The sequence below is a fragment of the Pseudonocardia zijingensis genome, assembly GCF_042657305.1.
Classification (GTDB): Bacteria; Actinomycetota; Actinomycetes; order Mycobacteriales; family Pseudonocardiaceae; genus Pseudonocardia; species Pseudonocardia zijingensis.
Map to the genome: position 1 here is coordinate 431234 of NZ_JBHSKO010000003.1, position 19954 is coordinate 451187.

General features: G+C 73.0%; 20 protein-coding genes and 1 tRNA gene. 8 read left to right on the plus strand and 13 right to left on the minus strand.

Annotation, left to right across the window (positions count from 1 at the left end):
- Positions 1–16 precede the first annotated feature (16 nt).
- Positions 17–1513, plus strand: coding sequence for an MFS transporter (locus ACFPL3_RS09045; RefSeq protein ID WP_343943110.1), 1497 nt, complete (start codon positions 17–19; stop codon positions 1511–1513).
- 4 nt (positions 1514–1517) lie between these two features.
- On the opposite strand, the gene ACFPL3_RS09050 is transcribed toward ACFPL3_RS09045, so the two are convergent.
- Positions 1518–1688: a hypothetical protein gene (locus ACFPL3_RS09050; RefSeq protein WP_343943109.1), complete on the minus strand. Its 171-nt coding sequence runs from the start codon at positions 1686–1688 to the stop codon at positions 1518–1520.
- 232 nt (positions 1689–1920) lie between these two features.
- On the opposite strand from ACFPL3_RS09050, the gene ACFPL3_RS09055 reads away from it, so the two are divergent.
- Positions 1921–2325, plus strand: coding sequence for a YybH family protein (locus tag ACFPL3_RS09055; protein ID WP_343943108.1), 405 nt, complete (start codon positions 1921–1923; stop codon positions 2323–2325).
- A 1-nt stretch (position 2326) separates the two neighbouring features.
- On the opposite strand, the gene ACFPL3_RS09060 is transcribed toward ACFPL3_RS09055, so the two are convergent.
- Entirely contained in the window at positions 2327–2761 is a 435-nt protein-coding gene (locus tag ACFPL3_RS09060) for an Rrf2 family transcriptional regulator (RefSeq protein ID WP_343943107.1), read from the minus strand.
- A 126-nt stretch (positions 2762–2887) separates the two neighbouring features.
- Here ACFPL3_RS09060 and ACFPL3_RS09065 point away from each other — a divergent pair, with 126 nt between their 5' ends.
- Positions 2888–3637 (plus strand): SDR family NAD(P)-dependent oxidoreductase, encoded by a 750-nt coding sequence (locus ACFPL3_RS09065; protein WP_343943106.1) that lies wholly within the window; start codon positions 2888–2890, stop codon positions 3635–3637.
- A gap of 66 nt (positions 3638–3703) precedes the next feature.
- On the opposite strand, the gene ACFPL3_RS09070 is transcribed toward ACFPL3_RS09065, so the two are convergent.
- Positions 3704–3982, minus strand: a complete 279-nt coding sequence (locus ACFPL3_RS09070) for a cupin domain-containing protein (protein WP_343943105.1) — start codon at positions 3980–3982, stop codon at positions 3704–3706.
- Between the two features lie 82 nt (positions 3983–4064).
- On the opposite strand from ACFPL3_RS09070, the gene ACFPL3_RS09075 reads away from it, so the two are divergent.
- Complete coding sequence (locus ACFPL3_RS09075; RefSeq protein WP_379588703.1) at positions 4065–4811, plus strand: phosphotransferase family protein; 747 nt, start codon at positions 4065–4067, stop codon at positions 4809–4811.
- A 113-nt stretch (positions 4812–4924) separates the two neighbouring features.
- Here ACFPL3_RS09075 and ACFPL3_RS09080 read toward each other — a convergent pair whose 3' ends face one another.
- On the minus strand, positions 4925–5362 hold the full coding sequence (locus tag ACFPL3_RS09080; RefSeq protein ID WP_343943103.1) for a MarR family winged helix-turn-helix transcriptional regulator: 438 nt from the start codon (positions 5360–5362) through the stop codon (positions 4925–4927).
- Between the two features lie 299 nt (positions 5363–5661).
- On the opposite strand from ACFPL3_RS09080, the gene ACFPL3_RS09085 reads away from it, so the two are divergent.
- Positions 5662–6393, plus strand: a complete 732-nt coding sequence (locus tag ACFPL3_RS09085) for an amidase family protein (protein WP_379588784.1) — start codon at positions 5662–5664, stop codon at positions 6391–6393.
- Between the two features lie 127 nt (positions 6394–6520).
- Here the strand turns inward: ACFPL3_RS09085 and ACFPL3_RS09090 are convergent.
- Positions 6521–6597 (minus strand) — tRNA-Pro (locus tag ACFPL3_RS09090).
- A 24-nt stretch (positions 6598–6621) separates the two neighbouring features.
- Positions 6622–7563, minus strand: a complete 942-nt coding sequence (locus tag ACFPL3_RS09095) for a metallophosphoesterase (protein ID WP_343943102.1) — start codon at positions 7561–7563, stop codon at positions 6622–6624.
- A gap of 45 nt (positions 7564–7608) precedes the next feature.
- Between ACFPL3_RS09095 and ACFPL3_RS09100 the strand changes: the two genes are divergently transcribed.
- A complete protein-coding gene (locus ACFPL3_RS09100) occupies positions 7609–8079 on the plus strand; it encodes a GatB/YqeY domain-containing protein (RefSeq protein ID WP_343943101.1) in 471 nt (156 codons plus the stop codon).
- A gap of 9 nt (positions 8080–8088) precedes the next feature.
- Here the strand turns inward: ACFPL3_RS09100 and topA are convergent, their stop codons facing one another.
- The 6 genes from topA to ACFPL3_RS09130 all read right to left on the minus strand — a co-directional run bounded on the left by topA (position 8089) and on the right by ACFPL3_RS09130 (position 16119).
- The gene (topA, locus tag ACFPL3_RS09105) at positions 8089–10788 is read right to left on the minus strand and encodes a type I DNA topoisomerase (protein ID WP_379588705.1); all 2700 of its coding nucleotides are present in this window, start codon (positions 10786–10788) and stop codon (positions 8089–8091) included.
- Positions 10789–11170: 382 nt separating this feature from the next.
- Positions 11171–11761 (minus strand): hypothetical protein, encoded by a 591-nt coding sequence (locus ACFPL3_RS09110; protein WP_343943099.1) that lies wholly within the window; start codon positions 11759–11761, stop codon positions 11171–11173.
- Between the two features lie 84 nt (positions 11762–11845).
- A complete protein-coding gene (locus ACFPL3_RS09115) occupies positions 11846–12469 on the minus strand; it encodes a hypothetical protein (RefSeq protein WP_343943098.1) in 624 nt (207 codons plus the stop codon).
- Between the two features lie 4 nt (positions 12470–12473).
- Complete coding sequence (locus ACFPL3_RS09120; protein WP_343943097.1) at positions 12474–13016, minus strand: hypothetical protein; 543 nt, start codon at positions 13014–13016, stop codon at positions 12474–12476.
- 140 nt (positions 13017–13156) lie between these two features.
- Positions 13157–13702, minus strand: coding sequence for a hypothetical protein (locus tag ACFPL3_RS09125; protein ID WP_343943096.1), 546 nt, complete (start codon positions 13700–13702; stop codon positions 13157–13159).
- Positions 13703–13806: 104 nt separating this feature from the next.
- Positions 13807–16119: a sodium-translocating pyrophosphatase gene (locus ACFPL3_RS09130; RefSeq protein ID WP_343943095.1), complete on the minus strand. Its 2313-nt coding sequence runs from the start codon at positions 16117–16119 to the stop codon at positions 13807–13809.
- 214 nt (positions 16120–16333) lie between these two features.
- Between ACFPL3_RS09130 and ACFPL3_RS09135 the strand changes: the two genes are divergently transcribed.
- Positions 16334–18715: a DEAD/DEAH box helicase gene (locus tag ACFPL3_RS09135; protein WP_343943094.1), complete on the plus strand. Its 2382-nt coding sequence runs from the start codon at positions 16334–16336 to the stop codon at positions 18713–18715.
- A 492-nt stretch (positions 18716–19207) separates the two neighbouring features.
- Here the strand turns inward: ACFPL3_RS09135 and ACFPL3_RS09140 are convergent, their stop codons facing one another.
- A complete protein-coding gene (locus tag ACFPL3_RS09140) occupies positions 19208–19501 on the minus strand; it encodes a hypothetical protein (RefSeq protein ID WP_343943093.1) in 294 nt (97 codons plus the stop codon).
- Positions 19502–19609: 108 nt separating this feature from the next.
- Here ACFPL3_RS09140 and ACFPL3_RS09145 point away from each other — a divergent pair, with 108 nt between their 5' ends.
- Entirely contained in the window at positions 19610–19795 is a 186-nt protein-coding gene (locus tag ACFPL3_RS09145; protein ID WP_343943092.1) for a MerR family DNA-binding transcriptional regulator, read from the plus strand.
- Positions 19796–19954: the final 159 nt, after the last annotated feature.

Genomic DNA, 19954 nt, shown 5'->3' on the forward strand with positions numbered 1-19954 from the left:
GTTTGAGGCTGGTCCGGTGACCAACTCCGCGACACGGGCCGGTACGCGCGAATGGGCCGGCCTCGCTGTGCTCGCCCTCCCCGCGCTGCTCGCCTCCCTCGAGCTCACCGTGACCCACCTCGCCCTTCCCGCCATCGCCGCCGACCTGGGTGCGAGCAGCACCCAGCTGCTCTGGATCGTCGACGTCTACGCGTTCCTGCTCGCCGCGGTGATGATCCCGCTCGGGGTGCTGGGCGACCGGATCGGCCGGCGCAGGCTCCTGCTGGTCGGCGCGGTGGCGTACGGCGTCGCTTCCGTGCTCGCCGCGTACTCCCCGGATCCCGGTCTGCTCATCGCCGCCCGGGCGATGATGGGCGTGGCGGGAGCGACGCTCATGCCCTCGACGCTGTCGCTGACCGCGGCCATGTTCCGCGACCCGCACCAGCGCGCCGTGGCGATCGGCGTGATCATCGCCAGTGTCTCGGGCGGCACCGCGATCGGGCCCCTCGTGGGTGGCTGGCTGCTCGAGCACTTCTGGTGGGGATCGGCCTTCCTCCTGGCCGCGCCCGTCATGGCGGTGCTGCTGGTGATCGGCCCGGTGGTGCTGCCGGAGCACCGTGAGCCGCATCCCGGCCGCCTCGACCTCGGCAGCGCGGCGCTCGTGTTGCTCGCCGTCCTGCCGGTCGTGTACGGGCTCAAGCAGATCGCGGCCGGCGGGTTCGGCCCCGTGCCGGCCGGCGCCGTGGTCCTCGGGATCACGATGGCGGCGGTGTTCGTGCGGCGCCAGCGCCGGCTCGCGGACCCCCTGATCGACCTCGGGCTCTTCGCCGGGCGGGCCTTCCGCGCCGCCATCGCCGCGTTGACCGTCGGGATCTTCGTGCTGTGGGGCTCGAACTACGCGATCGCCCAGTACCTGCAGCTCGTGGAGGACCTCTCGCCCCTCCACGCGGGCATGTGGACCGCCCCGTCCGCCGTCGGCGTGATCGCCGGCTCTCTGCTCGCCCCCCGGGTGGCGCGACGCCTGCCCGCGCCGGTGGTGATCGGCGCAGGGCTGGTCGTCTCCTCCCTCGGGTACCTCGTGCTGGCCACGCTCCTGCCCGCAGGCGACCTCCCGAAGCTCGTGCTGGGCGCGATCGTCGTGTCCGCCGGGCTCGGCCCGATGATGGCGCTGGCCACCGCCGCGGTCGTCGGAGCGGCACCCGTCGACCGCGCAGGCGCGGCCGCCTCCCTCTCCTCCACCGCCCCGCAGATCGGGGGGGCCTTCGGCGTGGCGATCCTCGGCAGCATCGTCACCGCGGTCTACCGCGCGGCGATGGCGACGGCCGTGCCGCCAGGCGTCCCGGAGGCCGTGGCCCACGTGGCGCGCGACAACCTCGGGGCCGCGGCGACCGTCGCCGGGTCCCTTCCCGGGCCGGTCGCGGACCCGCTCCTCGTGGCCGCGCGGGCCGCGTTCACAGCGGGGTTCCGGCTGACCTCGCTCATCAGCGCCGTGGTGGTGGCGCTCGTCGCCGTGCTCGTGCTGCGGCGCCGGTGAGCCGTCAGCCGCCCGCGGACGGCGCCAGCGCGCCCGCCCGGGGGCCGTCGAGATCGCCGAGGACCGCGTGTCGGCCGGAGACGGCCAGGAGCAGGGCCAGGGCGGTGCCGGTCACCTCCGGGCCCTCGCCGATCTTCATGTCGGCGTCCGTGGCCACCAGCCGGACGCGGGTCACCAGCTCCTTGGCGCCGCCGAAGGACGCCGGGGTGCGCGTCCTGCAGGCGCAGCCCTCGGACCACGGTCTCCGTGGGGTAGGAGCGGGTGATCCCCAGCGGGCAGACGTCTCCCGCGCCTTCTCCAAGGTGTCGGCGAATGCCCGAAGTTCTCCCCTCGGTTGCCGCATTGACCGCGGATCCGGGTCGGAGAACGGTGTGAAGCCTCTCACAGCCACCGGAGAGGGGTGCGTGATGGCGGAGACGGCAACGATCGAGGTCCGCACCGAGGTGGAGGAGGCCAACCGCCGCTTCATGGAAGCGTTCGAGCGGGGCGACGCCGCGAGCGTGGCCGCCCTCTACGCGGAGGACGCGGTGGTCCTCGCGCCCGGCGCCCCCATGATCACCGGGCGGCAGGCGATCGAGGAGTTCTGGCGCGGCGTGATGGCATCGGGTGCCCGCAGGGCCGAGTTGGTGACGTCGCGGTTGGCCGGCTCCGGCGACGTGCTGCACGAGATCGGTCGCGCGACCATCTGGATCCGGCCCGAGGGCGGCGAGGAGATGACCCAGGTCGTGAAGTACGTCGTGGTCTGGGAGCGCGCCCCGGGTGGTGGCCTGGCGCTCGCCGTGGACGCGTGGAACGACGAGCCCACCGGGTGAGCTAGCGCGACACCGCGAGGACGTCCCGCAGCACGTCCTCCATCGTGACGCGGGCGAGCTCGGCCCGCAGCTTCTCCTCGATCCCGCCGTAGATGCCCTGCATCGCGGGCTGGATTCCGTGGCCCACCACGCACCCCTGGTCCGGGGTGCCGCGGTGCATCGCGAACAGCGGGCCGGACTCCACCGCGTCGTACACGTCGAGCAGGGTGATCGAGCCCAGCTCGCGCGTGAGCGTCCAGCCGGCGCCCACGCCCCGTCGGGACTCCACGAGCCCCGCCGCGCGCAGCTCGCCGAGCAGGCGCCGGATCACCACGGGGTTGGTGTTGGCACTGGAGGCGATCTGCTCGGAGGTGGCCACCTCGTGGCCCTGGCGCTGGTAGAGGCCGATCCACGCCAGTGCGTGGGCGGCGATGGTCAACCTGCTGTTGGCGCTCACGGACACCTCCTCCCGCCGTAACTCCACATGTTACGACGCCCACTGTCGTAACAGAAGAGGTTGCGGCGATCTGTCGTAACAATTAGCGTTACGACTACCGATCGATCGAACAGCGAGGAGGGGACGATGAACGGACAGCTCAGCGGCAAGGTCGCCCTGGTGACCGGAGGCTCGCGCGGACTGGGGGCCGCCACCGTCAGGCTCCTGGCGGAGCAGGGCGCCGACGTGGGGTTCACCTACGTCAGCTCGGAGGCGAAGGCGCAGGCCGTGGTCGACGAGGTGCGCGGCACAGGTGTGAAGGTCGCGGCGTTCCGGTCCGACCAGGCGGACACGAGCGGGGCACCCGCGCTGATCGATGAGGTGGTCGCGTACTTCGGCGGCCTGGACATCCTCGTCAACAACGCGGCGATCTCGGCGGCGGGCACGGTGGACGACCCCGACGCGGACACCGACGCGCTGGACCGCATGCACGCCACGAACTACCTCGGCGTGATCGCGATCACCCGCGCCGCGGCCCGGGTGCTGCGGCCGGACGGCCGCATCGTCACGGTCAGCTCGGGTCTGGGTACCCGCGTCGGCGTACCCGGCGTCGCCGACTACGCGGCGACCAAGGCCGGGGTCGAGCGCTACACCCTTGGCGTGGCTCGCGACCTCGGCCCGCGGGGCATCACGGCCAACGTGGTGGAAGCGGGACTGATGGAGACCGACATGTCTCCGCCCGACGCCGAGACGCTCGATGCGCTGCTCGGTTCGCTGGCGCTGCAGCGCATCGGTCGTCCGGAGGAGATCGCCGCCGCGATCGGCTTCCTGGTGAGCCCCGCCGCCTCGTACGTCACGGGTGCGGTGCTCGACTCCCACGGCGGCTACAACGCCTGACGGGACCACAACGGCGAACGGCCTGGCCGGAGCTCCTTGCGGAGCCTCGGACCAGGCCGTTCCGCGTCAGTCCGCTCCCGTGACGTGGGCGATGACCGCGTCGAACTCGCGCGTGGGCGAGACGTCGACGTAGTCGGTGTCCTCCAGGGCCCGAGGAGCGTGGCCGGGCGACCAGTAGAACGCCTGGCCCGCCTCGTAGACCTCCACACCGTCCTTGGTCCGCATTTCCATCCTGCCCTCGAGCAGGTAGCCCCGGTGCGGATACGGGCAGAGATCTCCCGGCAACCCTTCCAGCACCGGGCTCAGGTCGGCGCCCGCCGGCAGGTGCATGAAGGCGACGGTCATGTCGCCCCCGCTCTCCTGCTTCCGCAGCGATGGGTGTACCCGCCGGCGACGCGGGCGATCATCCTCGGGACACTGGGCGGCCATGGATGAGGTCGAAATCGTCGTCGCCCATTCCGAGCGCGTGACCCTGCGCCTCGGCGACGTCTTCCTGAAGGTCGACGCCGACCAGGCCCGCATCGACCTCGAGGTCGAGGCGATGGCCGCGGCGCCGGTCCCGACGCCGGAGATCCTCTGGCGCACGCCGCCGGTGCTCGCGATCGCCGCGCTCCCGGGCACGGCGCTCGGCCGCCTCGGTGCGCCGTCGACCGCGTCCCCGGCGGCGTGGGCCGCGGCGGGCGCCGCCGTCCGGACGCTGCACGAGGCGTCGGTGCCGCACTGGCCCGGCCGGCGCCGCCGCGACCCCGACGAGCTGGCGGCGGAACTCGACCGCGAGTGCGAGCTGCTCGTGGCCAACGGCGTCCTGCCCGCCGACCTCGTCACCCGCAACCGCCGGATCGCCGAGGCCGCGATCCGGCCGTGGACCCCGGTGTTCACCCACGGCGACCTGCAGGTCGACCACGTCTTCGTCGACGGTGACGAGGTCACCGGCATCATCGACTGGTCCGAGGCGAGCCCTGGCGATGCGCTGTTCGACCTCGCCACCCTCACCCTCGGGCACGAGGAGCACCTCGGCGACGTCCTCGCTGGATACGGCACCGACGTCGACGTCGACCTGGTCCGCGCGTGGTGGTCGCTGCGCAGCCTGCTGGGGGTGCGCTGGCTCGTCGAACACGGCTTCGACGCGTTCGCACCGGGCTGCGAGGTCGACGTGCTGAGGTCCCGGATGTGAGGCCGCGGGCCCACGACGTTCCTCGTGTCGGGGTGACAGGAATTGAACCTACGACCTCTTCGTCCCGAATAGCGTTCGGTTCGGGTCCCGTGCAGTCCGGCTGCGCGGTGGTATCAGGGAAGCAGCGCCGGCGCGAGCCCGGCGAGCACGGCGTGCAGCGTGCCGACCGGGTCCTCGCCCGCCGCCGCCCGCATCTCCGCCTCGGCGTCCGCCACCGCCACGGCCACCTCGGTGTGCTTCTCCTGCCCGCGGGTGGTGAGGTAGAGCAGGGTGCGACGCCGGTCCTCCGGGTCGACCCGACGGAACACCAGGTTGGCTGCGACCATCCGGTCGACGACCTTGGTGAGGCTGGGGTTGGGCATGCCCGCGTACTCGGCGATCTCGCTCATCGGGCGCCCGCCCCGGGTGGCCAGGCTGGACAGCACCCACCACTCCTCGATCGGGCAGTCGGCGGAGCGGGCCGCCGCGGTGTACCGCCGCAGGATCTCGGCGTGCACGCGGCCCAGGAGCAGGGGAAGGCACAGCTCGGCCTGATCAACGCGTACCGCCATGGCCAAGATCCTACCCCGCAGAAGTATTTCGCAGGCAAGTGTTACTCCGGCGTCACAATCGGCGGCACGATTTTGTCCACTGTGCGACGACGGCGTCGGAGCGGATGGGTCGGACATGGCTGGTGCGCGGGCGGGGCGCGCCTCGGTCCTGACGTCACTGGCTGTGACCCTCCTCGCCGCTGACCTCTTGAAGAAGACACTTCCTGCAGGAACTATTCTGCTAGGAAGTAATAGCGTCGCGGATCGCCGCCCGTGTCTTCCGACCCTGCTCCTCTGTCACGGAGGTTCCGCCATGTCCACTGCACGCCCGGACGAGAAGGCCTTGGCCGCGATCGCCGAGGCCCGGCGCTCCGACTCGGCTGCGGGTCGGGGTGCTGGCCGAGCCGTGGGGCGGCAACCACCCGAGCGGCGCCGTCGCCGTCGCGGTCGCGCAGACCGCCGCCCTGTGCGCCGACCTCGGCCACGAGGCCTCCGTCGACCTGGGCGTGAGCTGGGAGGAGTTCGTCCGGCACAGCTCGGTGCTGTGGTCGGCGAACATCGCGACCTGGGTCGCGGACACCGCGGCGTCGACCGGCCGCGCGGTCGACCACTCCACGCTGGAGCCGCAGACCCTCGCGGTGTACCGCACGGGAACGGCGCTTCCTGCGCTCGACATGGTCCGCGCGCTCGACACCCGCAACGCGGTGACCCGCTCGGTCGTCGCCTCCATGGCGGACCTGGACCTGGTGCTCACCCCGACCCTGCCTGACGTCGCCGCACCCCTGGGCACGAACACGAACGACATCGACGGGTTCGACGGGCACGACTGGACGGCGCGGCTGTTCGCCCACTCGCCGTTCACGCCGTGGGCCAACACGGCCGGCCTGCCGGCCGCGTCGCTGCCGCTGTTCCAGGACGAGACGACCGGCATGCCGATCGGGATCGAGCTCGCGGCCGCCTCGGGCCGAGAGGACCTCGTGCTCGCCCTGGCCGGACAGCTCGAGCGGGCCGCCCCCTGGATCCACCGGCGCCCCGCTGTGTGGGCCGGCTGAGCGGGGGGGCTGGCGGCATCGGAGTCGCGTTCGGCCTGGTTGATCGGGGGTTCTCCCCAACGCTGCCCAGCAGAGCAGAAGGCCCGGTCGAACTCGCTGGCTGCGAGTCCCTGACCGGGCCTTTTGTTGGTCGGGGTGACAGGATTTGAACCTGCGACCTCTTCGTCCCGAACGAAGCGCGCTACCAAGCTGCGCCACACCCCGATGGCCCGTGGGCCGGGATCGAGTCTAGCCGACGTCTGCGGGCGCCGACGTCCGGGTGGTCTTCGCGGCCGCGGCGACCGACGGGCGCGGCACGAGGGTGAGCAGGGTGGCCTCCGGCGGGCAGGCGAAGCGCACGGGTGCGAAGGGCGAGGTGCCCAGCCCGGCCGACACGTGCAGCCAGGTGTGGGCGCCCCAGCGGGAGACGCCGCGGGCCCGGGACCGGTCGATGCCGCAGTTGGTGACGAGCGCCCCGACGCCGGGGAGGCGCAGCTGCCCGCCGTGCGTGTGGCCGGCGAGCACCAGGTCGTAGCCGTCGGCGGCGAAGCGGTCGAGCACCCGCGGCTCGGGGGAGTGGGTGAGGCCCAGGCGCAGGCCGGGATTCCCGTCATGGTGGCCCGCGACGCGGTCGTAGCGGTCCAGGCCCAGGTGCGGGTCGTCCACGCCCGCGGCCGCGATCTGGATCCCGGAGGCGGTGAGGTCCACGCGGGAGTGGGTGGCGTCGTGCCACCCGCGCTCCAGCAGCGCGGCCCGCAGGTCGCGCCAGGGCAGCGGCTCGCCGTGGCTGCGCCGCGAGCTCTTCACGAGGTAGCGCGCGGGGTTCTTGGGCGTGGGGCCGAAGTAGTCGTTGCTGCCGAACACGAACAGGCCCGGCAGGTCGAGCAGCGGGCCGAGCGCGGCGAGGACGGTGGGCACCGCACGCGGGTGGGCCAGGTTGTCGCCGGTGTTGACGACCAGGTCGGGCTCCAGCTCGGCCAGCCGGGCCACCCACCGCTGCTTGCTGCGCTGGCGAGGTGTGAGGTGCAGGTCCGACACGTGCAGCACGCGCAGCGGGCGCGCGCCCGCCTCCAGCACCGGGAGCGTGTTCTGCCGGAGCGTCCACCGGCGGCGCTCGATGCCGGCCGCGTAGGCGAAGGTGGCCGCACCGGTGGTGGTCGCGCCGAGCGCGAGCCGAGCCCAGCTGTTCACAACTGCAGCGTACGTCCAGCGGGGAGTGCATTAGCGTGCCCTCCCGTGAGCACCCTCAAGGAGCGGCTGCGGTCCGACCTGACCGCGGCGATGAAGTCCCGGGACGAGCTGGTGAAGACCACCCTCCGGATGACGCTGACGGCCATCGGCAACGCCGAGGTCGCGGGCGACGAAGCGCGGCAGCTCAGCGACGACGAAGTGCTCGCGATCATCCGCAAGGAGGCCAAGAAGCGCGCGGAGTCGGCCGAGGCGTTCGCCGGCGCGGGCCGCGAGGAGCTCGCCGCGCAGGAACGCGCGGAGGGCGAGGTGCTCGCCCGCTACCTCCCGGCGCAGCTGTCCGACGACGAGCTCGCCGAGATCGCCCGTGCCGCCGTCGAGCAGACCGCGGCCGAGCTGGGTGAGCGACCCGGCCCGCGGCAGATGGGCCAGGTCATGAAGCACGCCACGGCCGCCGCGGCCGGCCGGGCGGACGGCAAGCGCCTCGCCACGGCCGTGCGCGCCCTCCTCACGGCCTGACCGCGACGGTCAGCCCTTGGCCTCGGCCTTCTTGCGGGGAGCCGCCTTCTTGCGGGCCGGGGCCTTCTTCGTGGTGCCCGCCTTGGCGCGGCGCTCGGCCAGCAGCTCGCTCGCCCGCTCGTCGGTGATCTTCTCGACGTCGTCGCCCTTGCGCAGCGACGCGTTGGTCTCGCCGTCGGTGACGTACGGGCCGAACCGCCCATCCTTGATCACCATCGGCTTGCCGGTGGCCGAGTCCTTGCCCAGCTCCCGCAGCGGCGGCGTGGCGGCCGCCGTGCGGCGTCCGCGCTGCTTGGGCTGCTTGTAGAGCTCCAGGGCCTCCTCGAGCGTGACCGTGAACAGCTGCTCCTCGTCGGCGAGCGAGCGCGAGTCGGTGCCCTTCTTCAGGTACGGCCCGTAGCGGCCGTTCTGGGCCGTGATCTCCTCGCCGCTCTCCGGGTCGGTGCCCACCAGCCGGGGCAGCGACAGCAGGCGCAGCGCGTCCTCCAGCGTGATCGTGTCGGTGGTCATCGACTTGAACAGCGAGCTGGTGCGCGGCTTCGGCTTCGCCGCCTTCTTCTTGCCGTTCGACTCGGCAGGCGCCTCGGTGTCGGGCAGGATCTCGGTGACGTACGGGCCGTAGCGGCCCTCCTTCGCCACGATCTCGTGCCCGGTGACCGGGTCGACGCCCAGCGAGCGGCCCTCCTGGGGCACCGAGAACAGCTGCTCGGCCACCTCGGGCGTGAGCTCGTCGGGCGGCAGGTCGTCGGGCAGGTTGGCGCGCTGGGACTGCCCGTCGCGCACCCGCTCCAGGTACGGCCCGTACCGGCCCACCCGCACCACGACGTCGTCGAACACCGGCACCGAGTTGATCTCGCGGGCGTCGATCTCCTCGAGGTTGACGCCCACGAGCTTCTTCAGCCCGCCCGCCCGGGCCACCGAGCCCTCCGCCGCCTGGTCGGCGCCGAAGTAGAAGCCCGACAGCCAGTCGGTGCGCTGCTGGGTGCCCTGCGCGATGGCGTCGAGCTCGTCCTCCATGGTGGCCGTGAAATCGTAGTCCACCAGCCGGTCGAAGTGGTGCTCGAGCAGGCCGATCACGGCGAACGCGACCCAGGACGGCACGAGCGCCTGCCCCTTCTTCCACACGTAGCCGCGGTCCTGGATGGTCTTGATGATCGACGAGTACGTGGAGGGGCGACCGATCCCGAGGTCCTCGAGCGCCTTGATCAGGCTCGGCTCGGTGTAGCGGGACGGCGGGTTGGTGGTGTGGCCCTCCGGCGTGAGCTCGGCCGCGGTGAGCGGCTGCCCCTTGGTGAGCTCCGGCAGCCGGGACTCGGCGTCGTCGGCCTGGCCGTCGCTGCCCTCGTCGAGGGTCTCCACGTAGGCCTTCAGGAAGCCGGCGAACGTGATCGTGCGACCGGACGCGGCGAACGTGACCTCCTCGCCGGTGGCGGCGCTGCCGGCGATCCGCACGCTGACGGTGGTGCCCCGGGCGTCGGCCATCTGCGAGGCGACCGTGCGCTGCCAGATCAGCTCGTAGAGCCGGAAGTCGTCGCCGTCGACCTCGCCCGCGATCTCACCGGGCGTGCGGAACGTCTCCCCGGCGGGCCGGATCGCCTCGTGGGCCTCCTGCGCGTTCTTGACCTTGCGCGTGTACTGCCGCGGCTGCGGCGAGACGTACTCGGCGCCGTAGAGCTCCCGCGCCTGGGTGCGGGCGGCCTGGATCGCGGCGTCCGACAGCGTGGTGGAGTCGGTGCGCAGGTAGGTGATGTAGCCGTTCTCGTAGAGCCGCTGCGCGCTGCGCATCGTGCGGTCGGCCGTGAACCGCAGCTTGCGGCCGGCCTCCTGCTGCAGCGTGGAGGTCATGAACGGCGCGTACGGCTTGCGCGTGTAGGGCTTCGACTCGACCGACTCGACCGCCAGGTCGCGGCCCTGCAGCGCCTCGGCCAGCCGGCGGGCGCTCGCCTCGTCCAGGGCGCGGGCGGCCTCCTTGCCCCGTGCGGCCGCCTTCAGCTGCCCGTCGGGGCCGAAGTCGCGGCCGGTGGCCACCCGTGTGCCGTCGACGGCCACCAGGCGCGCCGGGAACTGCCGCGGCGACGCCTCGGCACCGGCGTCCATCAGCGCCGCGATGTCCCAGTACGACGCCGTGACGAACGCCATCCGCTCGCGCTCGCGCTGCACGACGATCCGCGTGGCCACCGACTGCACGCGGCCGGCCGACAGCCGCGGCATGACCTTCTTCCACAGCACGGGGGAGACCTCGTAGCCGTAGAGCCGGTCGAGGATCCGGCGGGTCTCCTGCGCGTCGACCAGGTCGTGGTCGAGATCGCGCAGGTTCTCCACGGCCGCCCGGATGGCGGGCTCGCTGATCTCGTGGAAGACCATCCGGCGCACCGGGATCTTCGGCTTGAGCGTCTCGAGCAGGTGCCAGGCGATCGCCTCGCCCTCGCGGTCGGGGTCGGTGGCGAGCAGGATCTCGTCGACCGACTTCACCGCGTCCTTGAGCTCGGCGACCTTGCCCTTCTTCTCCGGCGTGATGATGTAGAGCGGCGCGAACTGGTTGTCGACGTCGACCCCGAGCCGGGCCCACGACTCGCCCTTGTACTTGGCGGGCACGTCGGCAGCGCCGCGCGGCAGGTCGCGGATGTGGCCCACCGAGGCCTCCACGACGTAGTCACGGCCGAGGTACTGCTGGATCTTCTTCGCCTTCGTGCCGGACTCGACGATCACCAACCGCCTCGTCGGCCGCCCGTTGGCGGCGCCCGTGGACGTGCCGGTACCCCGGCCACCGCCTGCCGCGGGGCCGCTGCCCGTGCCCTTCCGGCTGGCGGGCTTCGCACTCGTCGTTCCGGTTGCCACCTGGTCCTACTCCATCGTCTACGGACGTTCCGGCGAGCGCCTCTCGTCGGCACGCGCACCGGCCGTCGCCCGGTACCCACCGCGCCGGCTGCACGGGGGCCAGGACACCGAGTATGCGGGGCCTCGGGAGCGGCATCGGCCGGACCCTCGCGTTCGCACACCCACCCGCTGTGTCACGCTCGTCACATTCAGCTGCGGAACCGCGAGGAATCCACGTGCCACCGACATGCGCCGCGAGAGCGTAACCACACCGTCAAGACGCCGTTCTACCCCAGTACCTCGGCCACTCGGCGGTGGCGGCACCCGGCGGTACCGGGCCCACGAGCTCGACGAGCCTGGCGACGCGCCGCGTGCCGCTGATCCGCAGTGCGGGCCCGCGACCGTCGCGAGCAGGGGGAAGTCCGGCCCGCGTGGCCGCCGCGATGAGCGGGAGGTGCGTCTCCGGTGCGTGCGGGTCGAGCGCCAGCAGGTAGCCGCCACGTTCATCCGGACGGCCTGCCGCGAGCGCCCACATGCGTAACGCCGCGCCGTCGAGTTGCCATCCCTCCGGCACGCATTTCGTCGATCCGCGCATCCATGCCCGTGCGAGGCCGACCAGGTCGCACCGGAACGCGGTGCGCAGGGCGAGGCCCGACTCCGTGCGTACGGTGGTGACCGGGATGCCGGTGGCCGCGCACGCGGTGGCCACCGCGGGGGCGCGCGCCGCGTCGGGCAGGACGATGGAGAGCCGCGCCTGGTCCCCCGCCCCGAACCGGACGATCTGACCCGGACCGCAGAGCAGCCCCGCCAGGTCGCTCACCTGTGGCGGCCGCGCCTCCGCTGAGAACATCGACAGCTGCGACACGAACCGCAGAGTAGAACACGCGTTCGATTCGTGGTACTGGGGCGCGCCGAGTGGTCGGGCCGGGTGCGCGGGCCACCGACCGGCTCAGCGAGGGGCGGCCGCGGCCAGCCCGGACAGCTGCTGGCACTGCGTCGACCGCTCGGCGGCCCGGTAGAGCCGGGGCGCGGTGGTGAGGTCGGCGAGCGGGTTCGGCACCGTGACCGCCGAGATCGTCGTCTCGACCCGCGTGAGCGTGGTCATGAAGCCCTCCGGGTCGTTCGGGTTCATGCCGTCGACCGCGGTCTTGACCCCGCCGAACTCCTCCTCGAGCGCCCCCAGGGCCTCCCGCGCCCGCCGTGTGGCCTCGTCGCCCGCGGGCTCCGGAGCCGCGCCCACCTCTCCGAGCTGCGCCTGGCCCTGCTTCGCGCCGGTGACCACCGCGTTCAGGTAGGAGCTCACCGTGCGTTGCACGGCGGGCAAGTCGCTCGTGCGCGAGTAGTCGGGCGGCGACGTCGCGGGCTCGGCGAAGCTCAGCACCCCTTCGCACAGGCGGTCGGCCCACGCCACGGGATCGCTCCCCGGGCCCTCGGTCGGCACCGGAGCCGTGTCGGCGGCCGCCGCGCCGCCCACCGTGGTGGTGCAGCCCGTGGCGAACAGCGCCGTGGCGAGGCACGCCCCTGCGGCGAGCACCCCGATGCGAGCCGCCCCGCGCCGGGACGAGCGGGTCATGCAGTCACCTCCCGACCTCACGCGCGATCTGCCGGCACCCCGCCGCCTCCTGACCCGCCTGGGCGAGCTCAGGGCTGCTCTGCAGGTCGGACAGCGGGCCCGGGGTGTTGGCGAGCCGTTCCACCGACTCGATCGCGGCGGGCACCTCGCGCAGCAGCGCCTGACGGTCGTTGATGTCGACCCGCTCGATCCGGCTGCGCGCGTCGCGCAGCGACGCCTGCATCGTCTCCAGGGTGCTCCTCAGCCGGCCGACGATCTCGTCCCCGCCCGCCACGGGAGCCGGACCGGCCGCGGTCATCCCGTCGATCGCCGAACTGGCGCTCTCCTCGGTCTCGGTGAGGTAGCCGCTGATGTTCCGCACGAGGGTCTGCGCGTCGGGTGCCTCGCCCGGCTTCGGCGGGGAGCCCGCCGCCTTCAGGTAGGGCAGGAGCGAGCCGCAGATCTGGTCGACCCACTCGACGGCGCCCTGCGTCGCGGCCTCGCTGTCGGCCCGCGCGGCCCCGCTCACCGAGGTCGTGCAGCCGGCGGACAGCACGAGTGCTGCCACGGCCGGAAGGACGAGGACGGATGGGGTGATACGGGGCATGCGGCTGCTCCCGGCGCTGGGGACACGGTCAGCCGACAGTGTGCCCGCCGGTCGGACACGCCCAGCACCCACCCTCGACCGCACGCCGGCCCCGACCACGATCAACTCGCCGGGGCGCCGGTCGTGCGGAGCCCGCGGCAGCTCTCCGCCTGCTCGCTCGCCGCGCTGAGCCCTCCGTTCTCCCGCATGCCCTCGGTCGGGGCGGGCAGGTCCCGCAGTTCCTGCAGGGGCGCCAGCGCGGCCGGGACGGCCGTGGCGAGCTGCGCCGGGTCCGAGACGTCCACGGCCGCGAGCTGCGTGCGCGCCGAGTCGAAGCCCGCGCGGATGCCCCGCAGCGCCTCCTCCAGCCGGCCCACGTACGCGTCGCCGCCGTCCACGGGGGAGGGCCCGACCGCGTCCAGGTCGGTGAGGGACCGCTGCAGCTCCTCCGACGTCGCCCCGAGGTAGCGGCTCAGCTCCTGCACCGCGGCCACCGGGTCGGCCCGGTCGATCCTGGGGCTCGACGTCGCCGCGCGCGTGAAGCCCGCGAGCGCGTCGCACACCTGGTTCGTCCAGGCCACGGCGTCCGCGCTCGGTGCGGCACCACCGCAACCGGCGGCGAGCGCGGCGAGCACTGCGATCGTGCAGCTGACTCTGCGCGTCCTCATGGGTCCTCCCGGGGCTCCACCTGGCGGGCGTCACCCCTTCAACGACGGAGGCCGTCCACCCGTACGGGTGAACGGCCTCCGAATCGGCGGGAGGGTGAACGGCGTCAGCCGACCGCGCTCTCCGCCGGGGTGTCGGCGATGGTGGTGGTGCGCCGCTTCGACACGACGACCGCCGCGACGATGATGGCCACCGCGATCAGCGCGACGATGATGCGCACCGGCGCGGAGGCCGAGTCGCCCACCGAGAACGTCACGACCGCCGGGGCGATCAGCACCGAGACCAGGTTCATCACCTTGATCAGCGGGTTGATGGCCGGGCCCGCGGTGTCCTTGAACGGGTCGCCGACCGTGTCACCGATGACCGTGGCCTCGTGCGCGGGCGAGTTCTTGCCGCCGTGGTTGCCGTCCTCCACGAGCTTCTTGGCGTTGTCCCACGCGCCACCGGAGTTGGCCAGGAAGATGGCCATCAGGGTGCCGGTGGCGATGGCGCCCGCGAGGTACCCGGCCAGCGGGCCCACACCGAGGCCGAAGCCCACGGCGATGGGCGCGAAGATCGCCAGCAGACCGGGCGTGGCCAGCTCGCGCAGCGAGTCGCGGGTGCAGATGTCCACGACCCGGCCGTACTCGGGACGAACCGTGCCCTCCATGATCCCGGGGTCGTCCCGGAACTGCCGGCGGACCTCGAACACGATCGCGCCCGCGGCCCGGGTGACGGCGTTGATCGCCAGCCCGGAGAACATGAACACGACCGAGGCGCCGATGATCACGCCGACCAGGGTGTTCGGCGCGAAGACCTCGAACGCGAACGCCGTGCCCGCGTCGGTCAACGTGCCGCCGGCCTCGGCCAGCGCCTGGGTGATCGCGTCGCGGTACGAGCCGAACAGGGCCGTGGCCGCGAGCACCGCTGTGGCGATCGCGATGCCCTTGGTGATGGCCTTGGTGGTGTTGCCCACCGCGTCCAGCTCGGTGAGGATGCCGACGCCGTCGCCCTCGACGTCGCCCGACATCTCGGCGATGCCCTGCGCGTTGTCCGAGACCGGGCCGAAGGTGTCCATCGCGACGATGACGCCGACCGTGGTGAGCAGGCCGGTGCCGGCGAGGGCCACTGCGAACAGCGCCACCGTGATCGAGCCGGTGGCCAGCGCGAACGCGCCGAACACGGCCGCGCTGATCACGAGCGCCGTGTAGACGGCGGACTCGAAGCCGATCGAGATGCCGGCGAGGATCACCGTGGCCGCACCGGTGAGCGAGGACTCGCCCACGGTCTTGACCGGCTTGTCCTCGGTGCCGGTGAAGTAGCCGGTGAGCCAGAGGATCACACCGGCCAGCACGATGCCGATGATCACGGCGGCCGCGGCGATCAGCTGCGGGTTGGCCCCGCCCATGTCGGTCACGACGCTCGCGTCGCCGGGGTTGCTCAGCGCCTCGAAGCTCGACGGCAGGTACACGAACGAGGCGATCACGCAGAGCACCCCGGAGATGACCGCCGAGAGGTAGAAGCTGCGGTTGATCGCCTTGAGCCCGCCCTCGCCCTCACGGGCCCGCGTGATGTACACGCCGACGACCGCGGTGAGCACGCCGATGGCCGGCACGATCAGCGGGAACAGCAGACCCTGCTGGCCGAACGCCGCGGTGCCCAGGATCAGGGCGGCGACGAGGGTGACCGCGTAGGACTCGAACAGGTCGGCGGCCATGCCGGCGCAGTCGCCGACGTTGTCGCCGACGTTGTCGGCGATCGTGGCGGCGTTGCGCGGGTCGTCCTCGGGGATGCCCTGCTCGACCTTGCCGACGAGGTCGGCGCCGACGTCGGCGGCCTTGGTGAAGATGCCGCCGCCGACACGCATGAACATCGCGAGCAGCGCGGCGCCGAACCCGAAGCCCTCGAGGACCTTGGGCGCCTGACCGGTGTAGACCAGCACCACGATCGCGGCGCCGAACAGGCCGAGGCCGACCGTGAACATGCCGACCACGCCACCGGTGCGGAACGCGATCCGCATGGCCTTCTCCCGGCCACCGGACTCGCGGGACGCAGCGGCGACCCGGATGTTGGCCCGGGTGGCCAGCCACATGCCGAGGTAGCCGATGGTGGCGGAGAACACGGCGCCGATCACGAAGAAGATCGACCGCCCCACGCGTTCGCCGATGTCGCCGGGGAGCGCGAAGAGCAGTACGAACACGACCACGACGAAGATGCCGAGCGTGCGGAACTGGCGGTTGAGGTACGCCGCGGCGCCTTCCTGGACCGCTCGACCGATGTCCTGCATCTTCGAGGTGCCCTCGCCGGCAGCGAGAACCTCCCGGAGCAGGACGAAGCCGATGGCCAGGGCGGCGAGCGCGACCACCGCGACCACGCCGACAATGGCGTAATCGCCCCCCGCGAGCGTGATTTCGCTCGCGGCGAGGGTGGACACGGACATCCGTCCTCCTGGTCACTACGAAACGGGCCAGGGAACACGGACGGCAACCCTGGCGTCTGGAAAAGCCGTCGCCCCACGTGGGCGCGGTACAGGCGCGTGCAGTCTAAGTGTGTGTCGTAGAACACCGTGCAGTGAGCCCCCTCACCCCTCTCGTGATCGACTGCGGCGCGCACCGGATCGGCTCGTGGTCGGTGTGGTGTGCCAACCTCGGACCGTGGGTGGGCGCGAACCGGAGGGCCGTGGCGGCGTGTTGCTGCGCCGGCTGCTCGCCGGCGTGCCGGAAGGCGCAGGCGACGACGCGATCGGCCCGCTGCGCCACGCGGTGCGGCTTCCCCCGCGGCCCGGGCGCACCGCCGCCTGGCCGGGATGGGCGCCGCCCGCGCTGCGGGAGGCGTGGGCGCGCCAGGGGGTGGCGGCCCCGTGGAGCCACCAGGCCGAGGCGGCGGAGCACGCGTGGGCGGGCCGGGACGTGGTGGTGGCCACCGGCACGGCGTCGGGCAAGTCGCTCGCCTACCAGCTGCCCGTGCTCGCGCGGTTCGCGCAGGACCCCCGCGCCACCGCCCTGTACCTGTCGCCCACCAAGGCCCTCGCCGCCGACCAGCTGCGCGCGCTCGACGCCCTCGACGTGCCCGACGTGCGCGCGGCCCCGTTCGACGGCGACACCCCGACGGACGCCCGCGACTGGGCGCGCCGCCACGGCCGCTGGCTGTTCAGCAACCCCGACATGCTGCACCGCTCCCTGCTGCCGCGGCACGGCCAGTGGGCGATGTTCCTGCGCAGGCTCCAGTTCGTGGTGGTCGACGAGTGCCACACCTACCGCGGCGTGTTCGGCTCGCACGTGGCGCTGCTGCTGCGCAGGCTGCTGCGGATCTGCGCCCGTTACGGCTCGCACCCCACGCTCGTGCTGGCCTCGGCCACGGTGGCCGAGCCTGCGGCGTTCGCCTGCCGGCTCACGGGGCGCGACGTCGTGGCGGTCACCGACGACGGCTCTCCCGCGCCGGGGCGCACCGTGGCCCTGTGGGAGCCGCCGCTGCTCCCGGAGCTCACCGGGGAGAACGGGGCACCGGTGCGCAGGCCCGCGGGCACCGAGGCGGCCCGGATGCTCGCCGACCTGGTGGTGGAGGGTGCCCGCACGTTGGCGTTCGTGCGGTCGCGGCGCGGTGCGGAGGTCACCGCGCTCACCGCCCAGCGCCTGCTGGCCGACACCGATCCGGCCCTCGCCGACCGGGTGGCCGCCTACCGCGGCGGCTACCTGCCCGAGGACCGGCGGGCGCTCGAGGCCGGGCTCGCCGGGGGCGAGCTGCTCGGCGTCGCCACCACCAACGCGCTCGAACTCGGGGTGGACATCGCGGGCCTGGACGCGGTGGTGGTGGCGGGCTTCCCGGGCACCCGCGCGTCGTTCTGGCAGCAGTCCGGGCGGGCGGGACGTGCGCGCGACGAGGCGCTCGTGGTGCTCGTGGCGCGCGACGACCCCATGGACACCTACCTCGTGCACCACCCGGACGCCCTGCTGGGCGCGCCGGTGGAGGGCTGCGTGCTCGACCCGGGCAACCCCTACGTGCTGGCGCCGCAGCTGGTGTGCGCCGCCGCCGAGATGCCCCTGACCGAGGACGACGTGGCGGGGGTGTTCGGCGCCACCCCGGCCGCCGCCGTGCTCGACGAGCTCGTGGCGGACGGCACGCTGCGGCGCAGGCCCACCGGCTGGTACTGGCCGTCCACGCGGGAGCGGCCCGCCGGGTCGGTGGACATCAGGGGGTCCGGGCTCGGCCAGGTGGCGGTGGTGGAGGCGGGCACCGGTCGGATGCTCGGCACGGTGGACGGCGCCTCCGCTCCCGCCACGGTGCACCCCGGTGCGGTGCACCTGCACCGCGGCGAGACCTACCTCGTGCAGGAGTTGGACCTCGAGGCCGGCGTGGCGGTGGTGACGAGCGCCGACCCCGGGTTCCGCACCGACGCGCGGTCAACGGCCGACGTGGAGGTGGCGCGCGTGCTCGCCCACCGCGACCTCGGGGCGGTGCGGGTGTCGTTCGGCGAGGTGACGGTGACCTCGCAGGTGGTGGAGTACCTGCGTCGGGCCCCGGACGGCACCGTGCTGGCCACGGTGCCGCTGGACCTGCCCGAGCAGGTGCTGCGCACCCGCGGTGTCTGGTACGACGTGCGCGAGGAGGCGCTCGTGGCGGCCGGTGTGCCGCCGAAGCGGATCCCCGGCGCCCTGCACGCGGCCGAGCACGCCGCGATCGGGCTCCTGCCGCTGTTCGCGATCTGCGACCGGTGGGACGTGGGCGGGATGTCGACGGCGCTGCACCCGCACACCGGAGGGCCGACGGTGTTCGTGCACGACGGCCACCCCGGCGGTGCGGGCTTCGCCGAGCGGGGGCACGCGGTTCTCGGGCGCTGGCTGGCCGCCACCCGCGCCGCCATCTCCGAGTGCGAGTGCCGGGCCGGGTGCCCCTCGTGCGTGCAGTCGCCGAAGTGCGGCAACGGCAACGCCCCGCTCGACAAGGCGGGTGCGGTGCGGGTGCTCGACGTGGTGCTCGAGGCGCTGGGCGCCGAGGAGCGGGCGATGGTTCCCGCGGTGGGCTCCGCTCCGCGATAGACCGCGCTTCCGGATGGACCGTCGTCGGCCGGCCGCGTCGGGGGCCGGGCCGGCCGACGACGGTCGGCGAGCGGTGGGCCGGGAATGGGGTGGGCGTCGGTTCCGACGGTCCGGCCCCACCGCAGTCTGGGGAGCGGCTTCCGGGGTTCCGACCGGGCGGGCCCGGCCGGTGACTGCATCCAGTAGGCGCGTCCGAGCCGTGCGATGCCAGTGGCTGTCGCTGATCGGTCCCGGTGTGACGGTGAGCGTGCCCGTGGTGCGCTGAGTCGACGGGCGGGCACAGGGCGCCACGGGTGGGCGAACGGGCGCCGGCGCCGACCCCGCCCGCCCGCGCGTGCCGACCGCTCGTCGCCGGATTCGGCGGCATGCCACCAGAACGGGTGCCGACCGGGGGATCCGGCGGTGGTGCGTTCGGTGGTGCGGGCCGTCCGGACGGTGGCGCCGGGTGAGGAACGCCGGGTTCGGCGCCGGATCGCGGTGCTGCTGCAGGACCTACGCGGGCGGCAAGCCGAACAGTCCCCGGGGTCTCCGGTGGTGAGTCCCCCGGTGGGGCCGGTTGACGGCCTCCTTGCAGTACCACCAGGCGTCCTCCTCGGTTTCGGCCCAACCGTGGAAGGTCTTCCCCTCGTCCAGCACCACCGTCCAGCGGTACCGGCCGGTGCGCTCGTTGAAGTTCACCGACGCTCGCCCCTGTGCTCGGGCGATCTCCAACCGCGCCTCGGCCTCGTCTGCCGCCTCACCCATCGCGCACCCGCCTCCCGCGATCTCTGTCCACCAGAACGCCATGTCGACACGATAGACCCTAAGCGCGCCAAACGAACCAGACGGAACGTGACAGGACTCATGGGTGCCAGATGGGTGTAACTAGCCGTGACCAGGACATACGGTGCCTAGATGGGTCCGAAGTACGTCACGACGGCAGAGGCGGCGAAGCTAGTTGGCCTCTCACGGCGGACCCTCCAGCGATACCACCGTGAAGGCGTCATCGAGCCTGAGTACGTGACCGCTGGCGGCCATGCCCGTTGGGACCCTGACAAGATCATTGAGCAGCTCAGGGCGCTTCGGAAGAAGGACGACTAGCCCCTCCGGACGTCGGATCCGCCCTTGCCGCTTCCCCGGCCCATGGTCACCGGGGCACCGCCGATCCGATGATGCGCTCGGACCAGGAATTGCCCGCGGCGAGGAGTACGACGCCGACGACGAGCAGGACCTGCCCAAGCGGCCCGCCGCGCAGCACGC

What these genes read in the sequence shown, in the direction of transcription:
- ACFPL3_RS09115 (WP_343943098.1), bottom strand. Translation starts at nt 12,469, where the DNA reads ATGACCCGCTCGTCCCGGCGCGGGGCGGCTCGCATCGGGGTGCTCGCC.
- ACFPL3_RS09070 (WP_343943105.1), bottom strand. Translation starts at nt 3,982, where the DNA reads ATGACCGTCGCCTTCATGCACCTGCCGGCGGGCGCCGACCTGAGCCCG.
- ACFPL3_RS09055 (WP_343943108.1), top strand. Translation starts at nt 1,921, where the DNA reads ATGGCGGAGACGGCAACGATCGAGGTCCGCACCGAGGTGGAGGAGGCC.
- ACFPL3_RS09065 (WP_343943106.1), top strand. Translation starts at nt 2,888, where the DNA reads ATGAACGGACAGCTCAGCGGCAAGGTCGCCCTGGTGACCGGAGGCTCG.
- ACFPL3_RS09075 (WP_379588703.1), top strand. Translation starts at nt 4,065, where the DNA reads ATGGATGAGGTCGAAATCGTCGTCGCCCATTCCGAGCGCGTGACCCTG.
- ACFPL3_RS09125 (WP_343943096.1), bottom strand. Translation starts at nt 13,702, where the DNA reads ATGAGGACGCGCAGAGTCAGCTGCACGATCGCAGTGCTCGCCGCGCTC.
- ACFPL3_RS09140 (WP_343943093.1), bottom strand. Translation starts at nt 19,501, where the DNA reads ATGGCGTTCTGGTGGACAGAGATCGCGGGAGGCGGGTGCGCGATGGGT.
- ACFPL3_RS09145 (WP_343943092.1), top strand. Translation starts at nt 19,610, where the DNA reads ATGGGTCCGAAGTACGTCACGACGGCAGAGGCGGCGAAGCTAGTTGGC.
- ACFPL3_RS09130 (WP_343943095.1), bottom strand. Translation starts at nt 16,119, where the DNA reads ATGTCCGTGTCCACCCTCGCCGCGAGCGAAATCACGCTCGCGGGGGGC.
- ACFPL3_RS09080 (WP_343943103.1), bottom strand. Translation starts at nt 5,362, where the DNA reads ATGGCGGTACGCGTTGATCAGGCCGAGCTGTGCCTTCCCCTGCTCCTG.